This is a genomic window from Marinobacter changyiensis (genome assembly GCF_009193265.1).
Taxonomy (GTDB): Bacteria; Pseudomonadota; Gammaproteobacteria; order Pseudomonadales; family Oleiphilaceae; genus Marinobacter; species Marinobacter changyiensis.
This window is the reverse complement of the sequence record NZ_VZZZ01000001.1, coordinates 448,631-469,049: the sequence shown is the minus strand read 5'-3', so window position 1 is coordinate 469,049 and position 20,419 is coordinate 448,631. Positions and strand designations below refer to the sequence as shown.

Annotated in this window: 16 protein-coding genes, 1 other RNA gene and 2 pseudogenes; 11 read left to right on the top strand and 8 right to left on the bottom strand. The window is 56.9% G+C overall.

Going from position 1 to position 20,419, the window contains the following annotated elements:
• The first annotated feature begins 5 nt into the window (after positions 1 to 5).
• Entirely contained in the window at positions 6 to 434 is a 429-nt protein-coding gene (gene msrB, locus F6Y09_RS02320) for a peptide-methionine (R)-S-oxide reductase MsrB (RefSeq protein WP_152205305.1), read from the top strand.
• 143 nt (positions 435 to 577) lie between these two features.
• On the opposite strand, the gene F6Y09_RS02315 is transcribed toward msrB, so the two are convergent.
• Both F6Y09_RS02315 and F6Y09_RS20805 read right to left on the bottom strand, forming a co-directional pair.
• Entirely contained in the window at positions 578 to 1,549 is a 972-nt protein-coding gene (locus tag F6Y09_RS02315; protein WP_179959349.1) for a calcium/sodium antiporter, read from the bottom strand.
• A 12-nt stretch (positions 1,550 to 1,561) separates the two neighbouring features.
• Positions 1,562 to 1,865: pseudogene (locus F6Y09_RS20805) on the bottom strand (sodium:proton antiporter); the annotation flags it as partial.
• Between the two features lie 145 nt (positions 1,866 to 2,010).
• Here F6Y09_RS20805 and mqo point away from each other — a divergent pair.
• The 4 genes from mqo to F6Y09_RS02290 all read left to right on the top strand — a co-directional run bounded on the left by mqo (position 2,011) and on the right by F6Y09_RS02290 (position 8,035).
• Complete coding sequence (gene mqo, locus F6Y09_RS02305; protein ID WP_152205304.1) at positions 2,011 to 3,504, top strand: malate dehydrogenase (quinone); 1,494 nt, start codon at positions 2,011 to 2,013, stop codon at positions 3,502 to 3,504.
• 166 nt (positions 3,505 to 3,670) lie between these two features.
• Complete coding sequence (locus tag F6Y09_RS02300; protein ID WP_152205303.1) at positions 3,671 to 4,912, top strand: ATP-grasp domain-containing protein; 1,242 nt, start codon at positions 3,671 to 3,673, stop codon at positions 4,910 to 4,912.
• A gap of 55 nt (positions 4,913 to 4,967) precedes the next feature.
• The gene (locus F6Y09_RS02295; RefSeq protein ID WP_152205302.1) at positions 4,968 to 7,004 is read left to right on the top strand and encodes a hypothetical protein; all 2,037 of its coding nucleotides are present in this window, start codon (positions 4,968 to 4,970) and stop codon (positions 7,002 to 7,004) included.
• A gap of 68 nt (positions 7,005 to 7,072) precedes the next feature.
• Positions 7,073 to 8,035: a VanZ family protein gene (locus tag F6Y09_RS02290; RefSeq protein WP_152205301.1), complete on the top strand. Its 963-nt coding sequence runs from the start codon at positions 7,073 to 7,075 to the stop codon at positions 8,033 to 8,035.
• Here F6Y09_RS02290 and F6Y09_RS02285 read toward each other — a convergent pair.
• Positions 8,024 to 8,620, bottom strand: coding sequence for an exopolysaccharide biosynthesis protein (locus F6Y09_RS02285; RefSeq protein ID WP_152205300.1), 597 nt, complete (start codon positions 8,618 to 8,620; stop codon positions 8,024 to 8,026). The two genes, F6Y09_RS02290 and F6Y09_RS02285, sit on opposite strands and share 12 nt — an antisense overlap.
• A gap of 227 nt (positions 8,621 to 8,847) precedes the next feature.
• On the opposite strand from F6Y09_RS02285, the gene F6Y09_RS02280 reads away from it, so the two are divergent.
• From F6Y09_RS02280 to F6Y09_RS02265, 4 genes are all read left to right on the top strand, one after another.
• The gene (locus tag F6Y09_RS02280) at positions 8,848 to 10,197 is read left to right on the top strand and encodes a S41 family peptidase (RefSeq protein ID WP_152205299.1); all 1,350 of its coding nucleotides are present in this window, start codon (positions 8,848 to 8,850) and stop codon (positions 10,195 to 10,197) included.
• A gap of 103 nt (positions 10,198 to 10,300) precedes the next feature.
• The gene (locus F6Y09_RS02275; RefSeq protein ID WP_152205298.1) at positions 10,301 to 10,675 is read left to right on the top strand and encodes a hypothetical protein; all 375 of its coding nucleotides are present in this window, start codon (positions 10,301 to 10,303) and stop codon (positions 10,673 to 10,675) included.
• Positions 10,676 to 10,769: 94 nt separating this feature from the next.
• The gene (locus tag F6Y09_RS02270; protein ID WP_246180260.1) at positions 10,770 to 11,108 is read left to right on the top strand and encodes a VOC family protein; all 339 of its coding nucleotides are present in this window, start codon (positions 10,770 to 10,772) and stop codon (positions 11,106 to 11,108) included.
• A gap of 95 nt (positions 11,109 to 11,203) precedes the next feature.
• Positions 11,204 to 11,584, top strand: a complete 381-nt coding sequence (locus tag F6Y09_RS02265) for a VOC family protein (RefSeq protein ID WP_218944084.1) — start codon at positions 11,204 to 11,206, stop codon at positions 11,582 to 11,584.
• A gap of 180 nt (positions 11,585 to 11,764) precedes the next feature.
• Here F6Y09_RS02265 and fdhF read toward each other — a convergent pair whose 3' ends face one another.
• Entirely contained in the window at positions 11,765 to 14,662 is a 2,898-nt protein-coding gene (fdhF, locus tag F6Y09_RS02260) for a formate dehydrogenase subunit alpha (RefSeq protein WP_152205295.1), read from the bottom strand.
• 5 nt (positions 14,663 to 14,667) lie between these two features.
• Positions 14,668 to 16,383 carry an NADH-ubiquinone oxidoreductase-F iron-sulfur binding region domain-containing protein gene (locus F6Y09_RS02255; protein WP_152205294.1) on the bottom strand — a complete coding sequence of 572 codons (1,716 nt, stop codon included), beginning with the start codon at positions 16,381 to 16,383 and terminating at the stop codon, positions 14,668 to 14,670.
• Positions 16,384 to 16,933: 550 nt separating this feature from the next.
• On the opposite strand from F6Y09_RS02255, the gene F6Y09_RS20430 reads away from it, so the two are divergent.
• Complete coding sequence (locus tag F6Y09_RS20430; protein ID WP_281347740.1) at positions 16,934 to 17,332, top strand: excisionase family DNA-binding protein; 399 nt, start codon at positions 16,934 to 16,936, stop codon at positions 17,330 to 17,332.
• Positions 17,241 to 17,774 (top strand): annotated as a pseudogene (locus F6Y09_RS02245) (VapC50 family PIN domain-containing toxin). Before F6Y09_RS20430 ends, F6Y09_RS02245 begins: the two are co-directional and overlap by 92 nt.
• 126 nt (positions 17,775 to 17,900) lie before the next feature.
• On the opposite strand, the gene F6Y09_RS20800 reads toward F6Y09_RS02245, so the two are convergent.
• The 3 genes from F6Y09_RS20800 to F6Y09_RS02230 form a co-directional block, all read right to left on the bottom strand.
• Positions 17,901 to 18,134: a restriction endonuclease subunit S gene (locus F6Y09_RS20800; protein ID WP_152205293.1), complete on the bottom strand. Its 234-nt coding sequence runs from the start codon at positions 18,132 to 18,134 to the stop codon at positions 17,901 to 17,903.
• Positions 18,135 to 18,452: 318 nt separating this feature from the next.
• Positions 18,453 to 18,817: a transfer-messenger RNA gene (gene ssrA, locus F6Y09_RS02235) on the bottom strand.
• Between the two features lie 82 nt (positions 18,818 to 18,899).
• Positions 18,900 to 20,375 carry a wax ester/triacylglycerol synthase family O-acyltransferase gene (locus F6Y09_RS02230; protein WP_152205292.1) on the bottom strand — a complete coding sequence of 492 codons (1,476 nt, stop codon included), beginning with the start codon at positions 20,373 to 20,375 and terminating at the stop codon, positions 18,900 to 18,902.
• Positions 20,376 to 20,419: the final 44 nt, after the last annotated feature.

Below are 20,419 nucleotides of genomic sequence, written 5' to 3'. Positions count from 1 at the left end.
CCATTATGAGCACATCTGCATCCGGTTATGACCTGCAACCCCTGAGCCCTGCCGAGATCGAGCGCCTGGCTGCGAAGCTGACACCGGAGGAGCGCACGGTGCTGCTGGATCATGGCACTGAGCGGCCGTTCTGTGGAACCTTGCTCGACAACAAGCAAGACGGTGTTTATTACTGTCGTCTTTGTGATTTGCCATTGTTTCGCTCGGACGCCAAGTTCGACTCCGGAACCGGCTGGCCCAGTTTTTTCCAGCCGTTCGACTCTGGCCACATACGCGCTATCGAGGACACCAGTCTCGGTATGACCCGCATTGAAGTGCGTTGTCCCCGGTGTGATAGCCATCTCGGGCATGTCTTCCCTGATGGTCCGCCACCGACCGGCCAGCGTTACTGCCTCAACTCCGTAGCACTGGACTTTCGCCCGGCACAAATCTGATCGGAACTGTCACCAGAACGTCATGTTCAGTCGGCACACTGCAAGGGTCTGCATTGTAGTTGTGCCCGTCATCCCCGACGGTTTCATTGAGGGCTGGATGCCCGACAAGGCCAAGGAGGGCCATTTTTAAAAGATAATCCCCCTCAACGAATGACGGTTGATACCAGATAGCCGGTATACAGGGCGTAAACCACCATCAGGGCGGAGCCTTCCAGGCGATTGATGCGGCCTTGCCGACCGGAGAAACCGAAGCCCATGAAGAACAGGGCAACCGTTAATGCGGTCATCAGTGCCCAGTCCCGATACAAAACCGCAGATTCGACCGCCAGAGGGTGAATCGCCGCCGCGATACCCACCACCGCCAGGGTGTTGAATATGCCCGAGCCCAGGATGTTCCCCAGGGCCAGGTCGTGTTCGCCTTTCTTTATCGCCACCAGTGATGATGCAAGCTCGGGCAGGGAGGTACCTACGGCTACGATCGTCAGGCCGATGACCAGGTCGCTTACCCCGAGGCTTTGGGCCACGGTTACCGCACCCCAAACCAGAAAGCGGGAACTGACCACCAATAACACCAGCCCGATAACCAACCACATCAGCGCCTTGTTCAGCGCCATGGGGTGGGCGATCAACTCGTTATCAACGTCTCCGGCCAGGGCATCAGGGCCTTTGCGCATGCCCTGGACAATCGACCAGCCCATAACCACCGCAAACGCACCCAGCAAACCCCAGGCATCCATGCGGGAGAGCTCGCCATCGAGTAACTGCCAGCCCGCCAATAGTGAGATGGCGAACAGCAGCGGCAGTTCTTTACGCAGAACCTGAGAGTGCACATTGATCGGACTGATCAATGCAACCAGGCCAATGATCAGCGCGATATTGGTTATGTTGGAGCCGTAAGCGTTACCCAGAGCAAGGCCAGGATTGCCATCCGCGGCCGCCATGGCAGACACCACCATTTCCGGGGCCGAAGTGCCGAAACCGATCACCACCATACCTATTAACAGTGGCGGCATCCCGGCATGCTTGGCGGTGGCGGCTGCACCCTCCACGAATCGGTCGGCACTCCAGACCAGCAGGACCAGTCCACCAAGGATTGCCAGAAAAGCCATTGTCATCGTAAAACCTCGGTTGATTACCTGGCCAAGCAGGAAAATCCCCGCATAACCCACGGTGTAAGCGATAAAAAGGAGGATAAAATACCTCAGGTAGTTTGCAAAAGTAAGGCCCGGTATTTACTCATCGCCACGATCCCGGCGGTATCAGGTCATAACCTACCACCAGTGAATTCAGGGCCCGAATTTCTCTCAGCATACGGACCAGTAAAAGAATACCGAGGAAGAACACCAGGGTTTCAAACTCAATGGCACGGACGTATTCCAGAATGGGGTCAAGATCACTGTCGTCGCTCATGAATCGCGAGATCAGGAACACGGTTTTTTAGCGGCCCAGCTCAGATTTGCTCGTATAAACCGGTATTTAGCCGTGCTCGTTTCAATCAAGTGTCAAACGCAATTTATTAACCGGAAAAAACGCGGGATAATCGGCGCGATTTCCAACTTGCTAAAGTGAGAAACTAATGTCCGCTAGACAGGCAGATATAGTGCTGGTCGGCGGTGGCGTCATGAGCGCCACCCTCGGCACGATGCTCAGGCAGCTCGATCCGACCCTGGACATCATCATGGTAGAGCGTCTTGATCACGTCGCCCATGAGAGCACTGACGGATGGAACAACGCCGGCACCGGTCACGCCGGTTACTGTGAGCTCAACTATACCCCCGAAACAGACGCCGGAGAGGTAGAGATTCAGCGGGCACTGACAATCAATGCCGCGTTCGAAGTGTCGCTGCAGTTGTGGTCGTACATGGTGGAGCAGGGCATGCTGCCCAGGCCTTCTTCGTTTATCAACCGGACTCCTCACCAGAGCTTTGTCTGGGGTGAGGAGAATGTCGAGTTTCTGCGCAAGCGCCACGAAAAACTTAGTGGCCATCATCTGTTCCGGGAGATGAAGTTTTCTGATGCTCCGGAGCAATTGAAAGAGTGGATGCCGCTGGTGGTCAATCATCGGGACCCTATGCAACCGGTTGCCGCGACCCGGGTTGAGCACGGCTCGGACGTTGATTTTGGCTCGCTGACCCGAAGCATGGTGGAATACCTGCAAAGCCAGCCCAACTTCGAGTTGCTGCTGGGCCATCCGGTCCGCTCCTTGGCTCAGCGGGACAACGGCCGCTGGAAAGTGAGGGTGCGGGATGAAAAAACCGGGATCACCAAAAAGCTGGAAGCCGGCTTTGTGTTCCTCGGGGCTGGCGGCGGTGCCTTACCATTGCTGCAGAAGTCCGGCATTGACGAGGCTGCTGGTTATGGCGGCTTTCCCGTCAGTGGCCAGTGGCTGGTGTGTCAGAAGCCGGAAATTGTCAAGCAACACCGCTCCAAAGTGTACGGTAAGGCACCGGTGGGTGCGCCGCCGATGTCGGTCCCCCACCTGGATACACGGATTATCAATGGCAAGCCCGCGCTGCTGTTCGGCCCTTACGCGGGCTTCACCACCCGATTCCTGAAGCAGGGGTCGGTGTTCGATTTATTCGGCACGGTCAAGACTAATAACCTGCGTTCAATGATGTCTGCCGGCAAGAGCAATATGGATCTGACGCGTTACCTGATCGGTGAGGTGTTTCAGTCTCACGAAGATCGCGTCGAAGCTCTGAAGAACTTCTATCCGGATGCCGACGAAAAAGACTGGAAGCTGCAGATGGCAGGCCAGCGAGTGCAGATTATCAAGGAAGGCCCGAACGGCGGAGGCAAACTGGAGTTCGGTACTGAAATTGTGGCCTCTAAGGATGGCACACTTTCCGCTCTGCTGGGGGCTTCTCCAGGCGCTTCCACCGCCGCTCACGCCATGATTGACGTGCTCGAGCGATGCTTTCCCGAACGCATGAAGGATCCTGTCTGGCAGCAGCGAATGAAAACCATGGTGCCATCCTACGGGCGGTCTCTTGTGGACGACAAATCATTATTGGAAGATGTGCGGGCCCGGACTCTGGCCACGCTGGGGCTCTCTGGAGAGGTCGGTTAGCAACACAAATGAGTCGTTAAGCGAAGCGGTATTGTCAGCGTTCCAGCCCTGATAGCGCAAGGCTTTCAGGGCTTTTCTGAGGCCCCTGATCAGGTTCCGGATTTCAAATACAGCGCAAAAACGTGTACCTTTGTAACGAAATATGTCGCAGCAAGAGGTACAACGAATGGCGAAGCGAGAGACTGTAAACCGTGATCCGAACAAAGGTTATGTCGCACTGTTGGGCTGGAGTCTGAACGCGGTTGAGGCAGCTGACCGGTTTGATCGACGCTATGTGGTTGTGGCGCCGGAATGGGCTGAGGCCTACTGCAAGGAGCACGATATTCCCTACGTGCCCTGGAACTTTGAACGCCTGAACGACCGCTCAATGGAGATTGCCCAAACCCTGCAGGATATGGGTGTGGATGTGGCAATCCCGCTGTTCGAGGAAACGGTCGAGTGGGCCGGTGCTATCAACTCGGTATTGATGGATAACCCCCGCCTGTTTGGCCAGGCCATGTTGCTTCGTGACAAGGCGCTTATGAAGCGCCGTGCACAGCTGGGTGGTATCCGGGTGGGTATTTTTGAGGAAGCCCACGACAAGGGAGACGTCATCCGGTTCCTGAAGCGGGTCAACCAGACCTTGCTCAAGCTGGATGGTGACCCCAATGACCCGATTCACCTGAAGGCCTTTGATAAGGCAGGCTGCCTGGGTCACCGGGTGATTCGTACCCCGGATGAAGTCGACAGCATTCCGGAAGAAGAGTTTCCGGTGTTGATGGAATCACACCTTGATGGTTGGGAGTTTGCGGTTGAAGCCTGGATTCACAATGGCAAAATCCGGTTCCTCAACATCTCCGAGTATGTCACTCTCGGTTATTCGGTGTTCGTGCCGGCCACTCCCGAACTTGAGCAATACCGGGAAGCTATCACCCGGCAGATCGAGAAGCTGATCAAGACCTTTGATATTGAATTCGGCTTTATTCACCCTGAGTACTTTGTTACCAGCGATGGTGAAATGTACTTTGGTGAGGTGGCTTATCGTCCACCGGGTTTCAAGGTGTTTGAGCTACTTGAGCGTGCCTATGGGTTTAACGCCTATCAGGGTATGATCATGGCGTTCGATCCGAAGACCACCGAAGAAGAAATCACCGCTTTCTTCCCGAAAGCAGTGGTCGATGCCAAGGGTGTAGCTGGTTGTTTTGGGGTGTATCCCCGTCGTCGTGTTGTCAGCAAGCTGGAAATTCCAGCCGAGACCGAAGATCACGACTACTTCGAGTCCCATGAACTGACGCCGCCGGTCGAAGAGACGGTCACCAAGCGAACGGCATTTGGTACCCACTGGGGTTTGATATATTTCTTCGGTGAGGACCCTCATGTTATGCGCGACTTGCTCAAGCATCAGGAGGACCTCGATTTCTATGTATAATTAAGGGCAGCGGCCAGTACTTCGTCGTTGCCGCAACCCGATACGAGGAGTCAGCTTGAGTTACTCAGAGGCTAACAGTAGCGCTGATGCCAGCAAGCTGGAGTCTTTGTCCAAGCGATTGGATGAGGCTTTGCAGTCGCTGGCGGAGGCGCCGGATTTTGCCAAACCCATGAAATTGGGTCGCGTATTTCAAGCAACCAAACGCGTGCTGATGCAAGAAGGTGGCTGCGCGCTGGTCGAGCAGCGTGCCCAGCGCTTTGAAGAAGCAGGTATCTTTCAAGGCTCAGACTGGGCAAATCCCCAGTTTCTGGTGCCGTCATTGAGCACCTTTGCCCTGAAAAGCCCCCAGGCCGATACCGTAGTCATCGAGGCCATCAGTGAGCTGCGCCTGCTCGCTATTGCCATGGGCGATTACGAACATCCTTCCATGTCGGTGGAGCAGGCGCACCATTACCTCACCCAGGTGCTGGCCATCAACCTCGAACTGCTGTTCGGCACTGCCGGTGAGGAAGAGCGTGAGTCTCAGGGCCGCCTGGCCATTATCAGCCGGTCCCTGGTCAAGCATCTGGCTGAACGCATCGGTTATGAGCATGTCATCGATAAGCTGATCGACGAGATCTGGCGGATCCTTCAGCAGCGGCCGATTCAGGTCGACAGCATCAAGCAGATGGTTACCCAGATAGCGGTCTGTCGGGCTAATCCGGATATCGATCTGGGTTCCAGCGGCCAGGGCGCTGACCGACTGATCAGCAGTCTGTACGGGACTACTCAGGCGAGCCGGGAAGACCCGGGTATAGGGATATATCTCGAACGTCTCGAAACCATGGATGCCGGTGCCTTGCAATATGAGGCGACCGGCTTCGCCCGGGCCATGCACGATACTGGACTGGTATCGCCTTACCATGCTGTTCTGGTTCGGCATCTGCTTGGCCATAGCACGCACTTGCTTGGTGAGGCGCTCGGACTTTCCAGCACGGGCCGCGATTGTCTGCTGTGCTACGACGAGTTGGTTCAGGCAATAGTTGGCGAAGCCATTCACCCTCGCACCGCCCAGGGTATCTATGGCCTGGCGCTGATGCTGGAGCGTGGTATCCTCTACCAGCCGCCAGTGGCGCCAGCGCTTTGGCGGCAAGTAGCTTTGCCATTGTCTCACTATTCCCGTGAGCGGTTAAATCTTGCGTACGGGGATGACCCGTCTCCCCGTGCCCGCTTGCTGGAAGGGGTATTGTGCATGCTGGGCCAGCCATTAGGGGTGGGTCAGGGCAACAACCCCACGTGTCAGTCAGCGCGCGCCATGTCGATGTGGGCTTACAACGATCCGGACTACCTGTTGCAGATGGTGGTCTGGGCAGCCCGGGACGATGAGATCATCATCCACTTCGAGGGTCAGCCGATCTCTTCCATGGCGAGTTTGTCAGGGGTTGCGACGAGCCTGCCCATTGACCTGGACCCGGTATCCCTGCTTGTGGTGCCGCACCTGGACCGTATTTACGCCGAAATGGGCCGCCGGTGCGTTGGCCGGGAAGGCGACCCCCACCGCTGGGTAAACCCGGAATTCCACGGTTGGTGGTCAGGGCGAGGATTCCGGATCAACGTGGACGTGGCCACTGGGCAACTGGAGGATCTGGAAGATTTTCTCCGGCATTTCTACGCCAGTTATCATCCTTATTACAATGGCAATCAGCCGCTGATCCATCCACAGCCTGCAGGCATTGCGGTGACTGACAGCGCCGCACGGTTTATCGGCTGGCATGCGATCACGATCTTGCGAGTCACCCTGGACCCTCAGGAGGTGATGCGGGTGTACTTCTTCAACCCGAATAATGACAGTGGCCAGAATTGGGGTGATGGTGTGGTGGTCAGTACTTCCGGCCACGGTGAGCGTTTCGGTGAGGCGTCATTGCCTGTTGAGCAGTTCGCCTCCAGGCTTTACATATTTCACTTTGACCCCCTCGAGCGTGGCGAACTGGCGACCGTGACGGAGGAAGAGCTCCAGCGTGTTATCGGCCACGTTCATCGTAGCTGGGGTGCTGACCGGGTGCCGGCGATGGAGTTCCAGGCCAGCACGGGCGTCGATTCCTCGGCCGGGTGAGTTAGTCTTACAGGGAGCATCTGAACCCCCAGGCTTTGGCTTGGGGGTTTTTTCAGGAATTTTCATTGATGAAAACCAGATTTCCAGCAACTCCGGTCGTCCTGGGGTTATCATTATGCGTGATATTCCCGTTGTTTTTTGTCGGTGGGCCAGACTGGGCGTCAGGGCCATTGTACCGCTCCGCGTGGAATCTCGGGCATCTGTTATTTTTTGGTCTGGTCGTCTTCACCTGGCAGGTTGTTTTCGGCATCGGTGGGTGGCGACAGTGGTTGCTGCTCAGCGCTGCGATCTTCATTGTCGGTGCCATTGTCGAGCTGATACAAAACGGTCTGGGTCGGGCGCTCGACTGGCAGGATGTGGTTCGCAATATGTTAGGGGCCTGGCTGGTCATGGCATGGCACCAGCCATCCAGGGGAGCAGGCCGCTGGCTTCCGGCGGCTGTGCTTTGGCCGTTGAGAGCTCTTGTGACCGTTTTGTTGCTGTTTCAGGTAGTTCCAGTGATCGAGATCGGCTTTCAGCAGTATCGGATGGCTCGACAGCTGCCAATGGTCTTCGACATTGGCCAGCCCCAGGCTGTTCGCTACTGGAGCGGTGATGTGGCGCGGGTGCCCTCGCCAGGGGAGGTCTCCGGCCAGACTCTCGAGATCAGAATGGGAACTGCGAAATACTCTGGCGCCTTTCTCGACAACATGCCGGGGGATTGGCAGGGCTACCAGCAACTGGTGTTTGAATTTTATAACCCGGATACTCTGCCGCTGGAAATGACCCTTCGGATAAACGATTCGGTCCATGATCGCGGTGACAATGCCCACAACGACCGATTCAATCGCAGGTTTGTGGCGGAGCCAGGGTGGAATACCTACCGTGTTGAGTTGTCTGAAGTCGAGTCAGCCCCCGCCACTCGTCTCATGGATATGGCGGACGTCCGCCGACTGGGTTTTTTTGCGACCGGTCTGACAGCGCCGCGAAGTGTCTATTTGAGCAGCCTTCGTTTAAGTGGAGCTGGGGTAAACAATGCGTCAACCGAGTAGATTGCTGAATATCACCCATCCGGTAGCAACGGTAATGATGGTAGCCATGAGCGCTACCACACCGTCACTCGCAATAATTGCCAACCCGAACGCCATCATCGCCGCTCCTCCGCCGTTGGCACTGAAGGGGATGACTTCCATCGCGGGCATCGCCAGCGCGACTGCCATACAAAGCGCAACCATCACATAAAGCCCTGGCCCCTCCACCAGGAAAACCAGTCGTGGCCGCGTAAGCTTATCCAGTATGCGGGCAGGTTTCTGGAGCCAGTCCAGACCCTTGGTGAGCTTGTCACGTTGTATGTTGCGAGCCGTTATCCAGTTTGGCAGCCATATATGCTGCTGGCGAAACAGCAGCTGTCCCAGGGTGAGCAGAACAATCAGGCCAAGCAAGGTGGGCATCCCCGGGATGTCCCCGATTAACGGTGCTATGGTAATCAGCCCCGCCACAAGAATTACCGGCCCAAATGACCGTTTTCCCACCGCCGCAAGAATGTCCCCCACGGAGACCCGGTCCTTGCCTTCCGTTGAACTCCGGATGCGGTCCAGTAACTGTTCCATATTCGTCAGGTTTTCAGAGCTGCTCATCGCCACTCCCTTGCCAGTCCGGGGTGCCCACCGTCAGCGTTACATTACGATAACGACAAAGTTATCATTAAGCGGTCACCCGTCGCACGGTGGCAACAGTTACATAACTGCAATACTGCCCTTTGATACCGCCACGATAAGGTGCCCTGCCAGCCGAGTGCTATGCTGAGTGGAAGAAGTACGCAGCTCCCAAGTGTAGTGGTGTACTGGCACGGAGTGACTACGTTATGAAGACCGAAAATTCGGATAAGGCTGCCAGAGCTGCAGAAAGTTTCAGCCAGCTCCAGGGCGTGTGGCGATCCCAGGGGTATGGGAAAGTCCTGCTCATTGACGGAGATCGCTACGTATTTTTTGAGGAAACGGCCATCAGTTGTCGAAAGCTCTATTCCGGCACGCTTCCGGAGCTGGGGTTGTATTACGAAGATGTACAGATATCCCCCGGAAGGCAGGCGTTCAGCGCTCACCGGGCAACGGGAGTGACACGAGTAGGCTTTCGTCGTTTGAAGGAGCTCCCGCCGGCCGTTTTTGATGAGCGCAGCAAGGCGAGCCGCGATCCCGAGTATAATTTTGACGTCTTCTGGCACACCTTCGCTGAGCACTATGCCCTCTTCGAACTCAAAGGGGTCGCGTGGGAGCAGTCATACCGAACGTTCCGGCCCCGCATTGCCGCTGACTGCCCAAGGGAGACCCTGTTTGCCAACATGGCTGCGATGCTGCGCCCGCTCCGTGACGGCCATATCCGTCTCCATACACCCTGGGGACATTACGGCGCGGGCGCTCGGCCTGCACTTTACAAACGGCTGGAATCCGAACTGGAAGGCGCTCAAGATGATCGTGGCATCGCAAACTACCTCGGTGAACTCAGAGAGCGACTGCACGAAATCATCCAGGACGATTATCTAAGGGGTGGGATTCGACATGGTGCCAACCACACCGTGGATTGGGGCCGGCTCAGTAGTACCACCGGTTACCTGAACATCCGTGCAATGGCCGGCCAGAGCGGCAAGATAGGCCACCCGGCAGACGATCTGACGGCCACAGCGGCGGTCATGACAACCATACTGACAGAACTCGGAGATTTACCGAATCTTGTTGTTGATATCCGGGGCAACGGCGGCGGCTACGATGGAGTGGCATTGCATTTTGCCTCCCACCTGATGGACAGAAAGCGATTCGCCTTCAGTAAGTCCGCCCGCCACGGAAACGGTTTCACCGGCCAACAGAAAATCCACGTTACACCGCCGGCCACCGAAACCTACCGGGGTAACCTGTACGTCCTGACCAGCGAACTTACCGCCAGCGCAGCCGAAATCTTTGTGCTGGCGTTACTCCAGCACCCACGCCTGACCCTGATCGGCGAACCCACCCAGGGAATCCTCTCGGACACCCTGGAGCGCCACCTCCCAAACGGCTGGCACTTCACCCTCTCCAACGAAATCTATCGCGCATACGATGGCCAGCTATACGAAGACGTCGGCATCCCCCCCCATATTCGCCTGCAGTTTCTGGGCAGAAAAGGCCGGGAACAGGAGCGAGATCCTATGCTGGATCGAGTTTTGAAGTTGGTGGGAGCCTGATTGTTGAGCGTCCCTCAATCTCAAGGTAGCCGCGCAAACCGGGACAGAGCATTCCCAAGCGTTTATCATCCAAAGCCTGTTTTATCGGACAGAAAAGGCGCCTATGAAGTTTCCCAAAGTCACCGTGGTACTGGTATCCGCAGCGCTGCTGTTCATTCTGTGGCAGCAAACCCGGGAACAGCCAGAGCCCGCTACTGCCAGCCGCTTTACCAATCTGTCTGCGAATCCGGTCGAGCGCAGTATTGCCGTGGACTGGATCGTTACTCAAATCCCGGCTCTTTGCGCGGATGCAACGGAACAAAGCCGCGATGCCGAGGCCCGCTCAAACTGTGTCAGTGAAAGCGAAGCTCGAACATCGAGCTGCCGACGCATGATCTATGACCGGTTCCCGGCTGTTATTGCCTCGGAAGCCGTATTTCGGGATTTATCCATTACGGCGATGAATTGCCTGGTTCCCAGAGCGGGGATAGTTGAATAATAATTGTACTCGTATTGCTTGATGTGGACGCCGTGTGGAAAACACCTAAAGAGGGGGAAGATCTATGGATCCAGAATTTCACCCAGGTAGAAACATGGCCATGAAGATTCCCACGCACGAATACGAAAGTACGGTGCGTTTTTACAGAGATGTGCTTCGTCTGAAAGAAATCCCTGCGAAGGGCCCAGACGCCACGCCAAGATTTGAGTTCGGAGACAAGGTTCTCTGGCTTGACCGTATGCCGAGTTTAAGCCAAGCGGAGATTTGGCTCGAAATAGTCGCCAGCGATATTGGCCAGGCCTCCGACTATCTCAGGGACCAGGGTTGTGTTCGTCGGGACGAAATCGAGCCATTGCCTGAGGGGTTCAGCGCATTCTGGATATCGAGCCCGTCCAATATTATTCATTTGGTGTCATCAAGCAGTGACACGTAACGAGACTCAGCAATTCGCTCCTGTTTGTACCGGACTGCGCATCACTTGCGGCCTTGGCCCTCACCCGAGTGGGTAGCAACGCTATGAGAATGGTGGTGAACATTGAAGTGCCAGAACTCGCGCCAGCCATAGAATTTTACGAGGCCGCTCTGGGTCTAAAACTCTGCCGCATCATCGATGACGATGTGGCAGAACTCGCCGGTGCTTCGTCAGACATTTACCTGTTAGCTAATGCACCAGGACCGGCTCCCGCCGGGTCCGCTGCAGAGGCGCGCCGATATTCCAGGCATTGGACACCCGTGCACATTGATTTTGTTGTCGACGATATTGCGGCGTCCGCTGATCGGGCTATAAAGGCAGGAGCCTGTCAGGAAAGCGAGTGTGTGGATTGGAGAGGTTCAAAATGCATCACCTTCGCGGATCCGTTTGGTCACGGTTTTTGTCTTATTGAGTTCGTCGGCGATGCCTATAATTAAGGCGCTACTCCTGGCAACGTTTGGAACTCAATAGCCTAGTTTTGCGGGCGTAAAATTTGGTTTAGGCACGCGGTCGAGCCTGCTAAGGCAGTAGATTTCTGACCGGCCCGTGCCTGCCTGACGATCCACCACAACCCTGTTTCGGGGTCGCCTTCACCTGTCCCAAATTCGTACCAATCGTCAATGGTGCTTACCAAATGCCGGGCTCAGCCGACACGCTGCGTATTTAAACTCCGGAATCTTCCCGTCCGGGTCCAGCGCCGGGTTGGTGAGCACGTTGGCGGCCGCCTCCACGAAGGCGAAGGGTACGAACACCATGCCCTTGGGCATAGTCTGATCGGCTCGTGCCGTCAAAGTGATGCTGCCGCGCCGCGTGGCAATGTGGATTGCATCACCCGATGCTACGCCAAGGCCAGCCAAATCCGCGGGCGCCAGAAAAGCTGCAGCCTCAGGCTCACGCTCGTCCAGCACCCGGCTGCGACGCGTCATGGCGCCGGTGTGCCAGTGTTCAAGCAGTCGCCCGGTAGTTAACACGATGGGATAGGCCTCATCCACTGGCTCATCCGGCGGCAGCGGCCAGGTCGGCGAGAACCTGGCCCGGCCCCCGCTGCGCGGGAAGGCATCGGAGAAGACAACGTCCTGCCCTGGCGCATCGTCGGCGGGACATGGATAGACCACGGAACCTTCGCGTTCCAGGCGTGACCAGGAGATATGATCGAGTGAATGCATGCCCTGCTTCATCTCAGCAAACACCTGCTCGGGGCCGGCGTAATCCCAACCCAATCCGAAACGCCGGGCCATTTCCTGAATAATCCACCAGTCAGGCTTTGCCTCCCCCGGCGGCGCCAGCGCGGCACGGCCCATTTGCACCTGCCGGTTGGTGTTGGTGACGGTGCCGGACTTTTCTGACCAGGCGCTCGCCGGCAGGATAACGTCGGCAAGCTGGGCGGTTTCCGTCACGAACAGGTCCTGTACCACCAGGTGCTCGAGCGCGCCAAGCGCGGCCCGGGCGTGGGTCAGGTCCGGATCGGACATCGCGGGGTTTTCGCCGAGGATGTACATGCCCTTGATCGTGCCCGCCGTGATGGCGTCCATAATCTCCACAACGGTAAGTCCGGGCTCAGGGTCAAGCTCTGTCCCCCAGAGTTCTTCGAATGCGGCGCGCACCTGGGCATCCCCCACCGGTTGGTAGTCAGGCAGTACCATGGGGATCAGGCCTGCGTCGGAGGCGCCCTGCACGTTGTTTTGCCCACGCAAAGGATGCAGGCCGGTGCCGGGCCGGCCCGTGTGGCCGCATGCCAGGGCCAGGGAAATCAGGCAGCGGGCGTTGTCGGTGCCGTGCACGTGCTGGGAAATGCCCATGCCCCAGAAGATCATCGCTCGCTCTGCCTTCGCGTAGGCGCGCGCCACTTCACGAATGGCTTCTGGCTCAACGCCGCAGAGTGGGCTCATCACCTCCGGCGACATATCCGCAACACTTGCTGCCAGTGCCTCAAAGCCCTCGGTGTGGGCATCAATGTAGGCCTGGTTAAAGAGTTTTTCGCTGATAATCACATTGAGCATGGCGTTAAGGAGGGACACGTCGCCACCCGGTGAGAAACGCAGGCTGCGCCAGGCATAGGCATCCAGGGCCTGGCCCCGCGGGTCGATGATGATCAGCTTGGTGCCGTTGCGTGCCGCCTGTTTGAAGTAGGTGGCGGCCACCGGGTGGTTCACTGCTGGGTTGCAGCCGATGAGGATCGCCACATCGGCCTGAAGCGCCTGCATGAACGAAGCAGTGACCGCGCCGGAACCCAGGCATTCCATCAGTGCGGCCACGGAACTGGCGTGGCAGAGCCGCGTGCAGTGGTCAACGTGATTGGAGCCGAAACCGGTGCGCACCAGCTTCTGGAACAGCCAGGCTTCTTCGTTGGAGCACTTGGCGCTGCCGAAGCCGGCGAGCGCATCTGGTCCGTGTTGTGTTTTAAGTTGGGTTAATCCGCTTGCCGCCAGATCCAGTGCCTCTTCCCAGCTTGCCTCTCGAAAGTGAGTTAACGGGTTGGCGGGATCAAAGTCGAGGTCGAGCTCCTTGGGCACGCCCTCCCGGCGAATCAGCGGCCGGGTGAGCCGTGCCGGGTGCGCGGGGTAATCGAATCCGAAACGTCCCTTTACACAAAGCCGGCCCTGATTTGAGGGCCCGTCTCTGCCTTCAACAAACAGGATACGCCCTCGTTGCTCGCCTGCTCCATTTTGGGCGTGGGCAGGCTCGTCTTTCACGTGATAGGTCAGTTGGCAGCCCACCCCGCAATAGGGGCAGACCGAGTCAACGGTACGATCGGCCATGGCGGAGTCTCCGCGACCCTGGGCATCAATCAGGGTGGCGGGCATCAGCGCCCCGGTCGGGCAGGCCTGCACGCATTCGCCGCAGGCAACGCAGGTGCTGCCTCCCATGGGGTCATCGAAATCGAACACCACCTTGGATGCAGCGCCACGGTGCGCTAAACCGATGACATCGTTGCCCTGAACCTCAACGCAAGCACGCTCGCACAAGCCGCAGGTGATACAGGCGTCCAGGTTGACGTTCATGGCAGAGTGGGTGGCGTCATGGCCCCGGCTGTGGGCCAGCGAATCCGATCGCGGCTGGACATGGTGAACCGTTGGCTCGTCGCGCTCTGAACGGGCCGGGAGGCGCTGGCGCACAGCGCTGGCATCGATGGCCAATTCATCCACCAGATTCCACAGGTGGCTGGCCTGGTCTGGGCTATTTTCTCGCTCAGGTTGGTCGGCTAACAGCAATTCCAGTACACTTCTGCGAGCCTCCTGCGCGCGGGCGGAGCCCCCGCTGCGAACAACCATGCCGGGAGCAGCCTCGCGAACACAGCTTGCTGCGAGCACCCGCTCACCTTCCACTTCCACCATGCAGGCCCGGCAATTACCATCAGCCCGGTAACCTGGTGTGTCTTTGAAGCACAGGTGAGGAATGGTCTCTCCGGCGCGCTTGGCGACCTGCCACAGGGTTTCGCCGGGGTGGGCGTGAACGTCAACGTCGTCCAGTGTCAGGATGAAACTGGTATTGGAGGCAGTCTTTGATTCGCTCATGGCTGTTACCCCTTGGCGATCAGGTTGTGGCTGGCAAGTTCGCTGCGGAAGTCCCGCAGCAGACTCAGCACCGGATTGGGTGCGGCCTGGCCCAGACCGCAGATGGAGGCATCGGCCATTACCCTGGCCAGCTGCTGGAGCGTTTCTTCTTCCCAGGTATCGCGTTCCAGCAACGTGAGCATTTTCTCGGTGCCCACACGGCAGGGAGTGCACTGCCCGCAGGACTCATCGGCAAAGAAGCCCAAAAGGTTCGAGGCCGCGGCGGCCAGGTCGTCCTGATCAGACAGAACGATCACCGCGGCGGAGCCGATGAAGCAGCCGTGTTCCTGCAGGGTATCGAAGTCCAGGGGGATGTCTGCTTTGCTGGCAGGCAGTATTCCTCCGGAAGCCCCGCCGGGCAGATAGGCCAAAAGGCGATGCCCTTCCGCCATGCCGCCGCAGTATTCCTCTACCAACTCATTGAGGGTGATGCCCGCAGGGGCAAGGTGCACCCCGGGCCGGGCGACCCGCCCGGAAACCGAAAAGCTGCGAAGGCCGCGACGACCATGCCGCCCCTGGCTGGCGAACCACTCGGCGCCCTCGGCATGGATACGCGGAATCCAGTAAACCGTCTCGACATTATTGACCAGGGTGGGCCGACCAAACAGTCCTTTCTGGGCAACGAAAGGCGGGCGAAGACGCGGCTTGCCAGGTTTGCCCTCCAGGGACTCGATAAGGGCGGATTCCTCGCCGCAGATGTAGGCGCCCGCGCCCCGGCGCAGGATAACAAAGCCCGGCTCCGCAATTCCGGCCGTCTCAACCTCGGCGATGGCGTCGGTCAGCACCCTGTACAGGCCGGGATACTCATCCCGTAAATAAATGTAGAGCGCCTGCGCCTCAACCGCCCAGGCGCTGACCAGAGCGCCCTCCAGGAATCGATGGGGTTCGTTCTCCAGATAATAACGATCCTTGAAGGTGCCCGGCTCGCCTTCGTCGGCGTTGATCACTGCGTAGCGTGGCTTCGGCTCGGCCCGCACGGCCTGCCATTTGCGGAAGGTGGGAAACCCGGCGCCACCGAGACCGCGCAGGCCGGCAACCTCGAGTTCATCGGCAAGGGCTTTGACGCTCACACTGCCCTGACGGCAATCCAATAGCAGCCGATAGCCACCGGCCGAGCGGTAGTCCGGCAGACGTTGCCAGCGAATTTCCTCTGGCTGAACCTGGCCTTGTTCTACCGCGGCTCCAACATTCTGGGCGTTGGCATTCAGTACATGATGGTGCCCCACGGCCACAACGGGCGCTGTTTCGCAGCGACCCATGCAGGGTGCGCGCAGTACCCTCACCGTTGCGGGATCGGTTCCATCAGTTACCGCCTGATGCAGCGCCTCCGCTCCAGCCAGACCACAGGAGAGCGAGTCACACACCCTGACTGTCAAGGCCGGCGGTGGCGATTGTTCGTCATGAATAACGTCGAAATGCGCGTAGAACGTGGCCGTTTCATAAATGGCAGCCATGTGCAGATTCATGAAAGACGCCAGGGCCCGGAGCCGGGGCATGGATAGGTGGCCATAGTTGTCCTGCAAAACATGCAGGTGCTCGATCAGGCGATCGCGGCGGCGCAAAGACGAGTCGATACGCTCGTCACCGATCAGGTCCCGTAGCTCCGCCAGTACGACGGGTTCCAGTTGACGGCCACGAGGTGAAGCGCGCCGGGGCTTGAGCTTTTTTTCATCTGTTTTCATTGTTTTTTCACCAGGCCTTGAAGTACCAAGAGACAGCCTTGTAGGCTGACCTGACTATTCACCTTTTATTGAAGCATAGCAGGCCCGATGCCGCCAGATTATCTTAAATTGGGTGGAATCTTGGAGGCGCGTATGAAGTTTTCGACGACTACCCACAGTTGGAACAATATATTCGCCCGGATACACCAGATGAGGATATCGCTAAAATTGCAATCGAAACCGCTGAACAAGCTATCCCATATGTGCATCCATGGGAGGCATATCAATTCCTGGCGGATCTCAGAGACCCTAGGCTGGCTAAAGAGTATTAGGGAGGCTCTGAACAAGTCTCAAAGTCAGCGATAGTATGGCCATCCCCAACCGCATAGGATTCATTGCCGCCGTGGATCAGATCAACTTCGCGATACCAAAGGTTTTGGTACTGAGCGATCGGCTCGCCTTTCTTATTCAGTAGGCGGGAGGTTTTTCTGCAAAGAGTCAAAAACCGGGGATCTTGTTCCGCTTTCGTGTTGGACCTGGGCTTCAAATTCTCCTCGACGTTCTGGCACAAGTGTCTCAAGGAAATGCCATTAGCCTGATCCCCTATCATCAGGAAATTAGCACACAAGATGCTGGGAATCTCTTGAATGTTAGCCGTCCCTTCCTTGTGCGACTTCTGGAGAGTGGTGATATACCATTCCGAAAGGTGGGTGCTCACCGGCGAGTGAAGCTGCAGGATGTATTGAGCTACAAGGAACAGTTAGACAGCCAACGGCATGCAACACTGGACGAGTTGGCTCAATTGTCACAGGACGATGGAATGGGGTATTGGGTATTGACAGGCCATGAGCAAGTTTACCGTCGTCTACGATGCTTGCGTGCTGTATCCCGCGCCCTTAAGAGATGCGTTTATGCCGCTGGCATTGACGGACCTGTTCATGGCTCATTGGACGGATCATATTCACGATGAGTGGATTAACGCGTTATTAAGGGCTCAAAAACATTCCCGGGAGAGTTTGCTGCGAGCAAGGGATCTTATGGACTAGCACGTGAGCGATGCAAAAGTGCACGATTACGAACCGCTGATTGAGGGGCTGGACCTTCCGGACCCCGATGATCGCCACGTGCTGGCAGCCGCTATTCGTTGTAACGCCAACGCCATTGTTACCTTTAATCTGAAGGACTTCCCCGAAGAACCACTTCGCCAATACGATATAGAGGTGATCCACCCAGACGATTTTATCCTGTGCCAGATCGATATGGCACCAACGCTGTGTTGCCGAGCCTTTCAGGCCCAGCGTTTGGCGCTCAGGCATCCCCCGCTTAGTGTCGAATCCTTTTTGGCAACACTTCAAAAACAGCAATTACCTCAAACGGTTTCGAAGCTTCGGGAGTTTTCCGATTTTCTCTAGCCATGCGTTCCAGAATGGAACACGTGCTCTCCTCGCTCGCAGATGACAGGAGAGCGCTGCTTATTCTTTGTTGGAAGTTCGAGGACAACGGCAGCGCCAGGCTCAAGGTGGGATCACTGGACGCGCTTACCAAACACTCCCGTTCGGGATGGCCTTTTTCGACTGAAAGGCTGGCTCCACTGCACTCAGGTGGTCGCTTGTCTTGGTTGCAAGCATGTTTCCATGCATGTCGGGAATCTTGATGAAAGGACCGTAGCCGCCATAGAGCTCGGGCTTCTGTTTTGATGGAGTCTTACCACACACAACTTTCCCAAAATCAGATATTGGGGTGACTTCCCATCCTTCCGGAATCTCCCCCAACTAGCGGTGCGGATGGAATGGAAAGTTCAGCAATGGCTATAGGGAGCTTAAAAAATTCGTAGATGTTTTTGAAGCCTTCCGCGGTTACAGAAGGGTGCAGGCCCGAATTATAGGAGGCGATTGAAATTAGTGTAACAGCTAAAACAATAGGTATTCCGATCGCAAACCAGAATGCGTAACTGCTGAAAAGGGTTGCGCTCGGGTCTCTGAGACTCTTGACGGGTAATTTCATAATGGTGGTCAATCCGTGGACACTTAGGCATGCTTCGAAAGCTGGCCATAAAAAAAGCCCCTGAATTCAGGGGCTTTTTTAAGGTTTGGTGGAGACGGCGGGAATTGAACCCGCGTCCGCCAGTACTCTGCCTCAAGATCTACATGCTTAGCTTCCTTCTATTGATTTAACCTCAAACGACCCGAAGGTCAGGGTGTAAGAGGCGAGTTCTTTAAATCTTAGTCGCTAGCCAGTGAACTCTGGATAGCGAAGCAGCCTGTAAGCGATGACGTCCTGAGATGTAGCTTCCGAGTTACAGGCGCCTCGGTCAGGACGACTAGCAGCTTACGCTGCTAGTGCGTAGTTTTCGTCGTTTGCGACTATTTGTTTGCAGCTTTGGATTAACGAGATTGGCTGCCATCTCGACATGCACCCAAGGGTTTGCAACCAGCGTCGAAGCCATGTCGTCCCCTTATGCACAGTATATGCGTCCGTCTGCGCTGACTTCAAGGTTAAACCGCCTTTGTTTTTATGTCGGAGGCTGCGTCTTACACCTATAGGGTGAATGCCTGACCAGCATTTTCGCCATTCTTCATGTCGTCCTGCAGCGGGTGTTGTAGCTGTAGCGCCCGGTCTCGGAGTTCGTGGAAGCTCTCCCGGAAATAATCCATCAGTACGTCAGGGTCAGCCTTGATGTTTTTGTCGATGGTCATACCGAACTGCACCGTGCCGGCGTAGCTGAAGATGCTCATGCCGATTCCGATGCTGCCGGTCTGGGGTACCCAGAACATCGGCTGCTTGAGTTTGGAGCCGGCCAGATAGACGGCTTTTTTCGGGCCGGGCACGTTGGTCAGTACCGCGGAGGCTTTCTGGCTCAGTATCTTGAGCGCACGGCGTTCAAGCATGTCCGGGCCGCGCCCGAACAGGTCAAGCAGGCTGTAGGTTACCTGGGCCTGGCAGGAGCGTTTAAGCCGGTTCATGTGCTCCTGAACCTGGCGGAATCGCATAATGGGGCAATCCACATCCACGGGTAATGTCAACAGCACGAGCCCGAACTGATTGCCGAGGGTTTCGATGGGTTGACGCAGTGATCTCAAATTGAAGGGCACTGCCACCCGAATGCCACACTCCGGAATAGCCTCACCGGTTTCGTGGAAGTGTTTGTGGAGAGCCCCGGTGGCGCAGGCCATCAGCACGTCGTTTACCGTTCCCTTTAATGCTCGGGCACATACTTTGACTTCTGCCAGGCTCAGTGGATCGGCCCAGGCGACGCGTTTCCGGCCAGACAGGGGTGTGGTCAGGCCGGTTTTTGGCTCACAGGGAATGAGTGCCAACTTGACGCATTCCATCGCGATCTTGCCGGCAGTATCTGCGAGCTTGATCGGGTAACGGGCGTCTTTTCGAATGGCATCACCGAGCACGGCCAGCTGGTTTAAAGCCGTGCTACCCAGTTCGGATACGCGGGATATGACCCGCTTGAGCGAGAACCGTTCATCCACGGTCGGGGGGGTCTGGGAAGGCAGCCTGAATACCCGGGTATCGCTGGCGTCTGGGCTGGCATCCGTCAGGGAAAGCATTACGCGCACCAGGGATATGCCGTCGGCAATGCAGTGGTGGATACGGATCAGCAGTGCACAACCGCCCCGATAGTTGTCGATGTAATGGATTTGCCAGAGCGGGTGATTGAAATCCAGTGGTGTGCTGTTGAGATCGCTGGTCAGGCGCTGGAGGTTCTGCTTGTTGGCTTTGCCCGGCAGGGCGATGCGATGGACGTGGTTGTCGAGGTCAAACAGAGGGTCATCGTGCCAGTGGACTTTGTCGCCCTTCTGAATAATCTTCTGGCGGAACCGGCGAAACCTCAGAAAGCGCTCGCCGAGGACCTGACGCAATCGTGCCATCGGGATGGGCTGCTCAAAAATCAGCACCGCCGATATCATCATCGGATTTTCGACGCATTCCATTCTGAGCCACGATCGGTCGACCGCGGACATCTTGGTATATTTGAGCGATTCAGGATCTGGTGCAGTCATGTACCCCTCTCTTCTTGCCATATGCGAGAGGGTGAGCTGTGCGT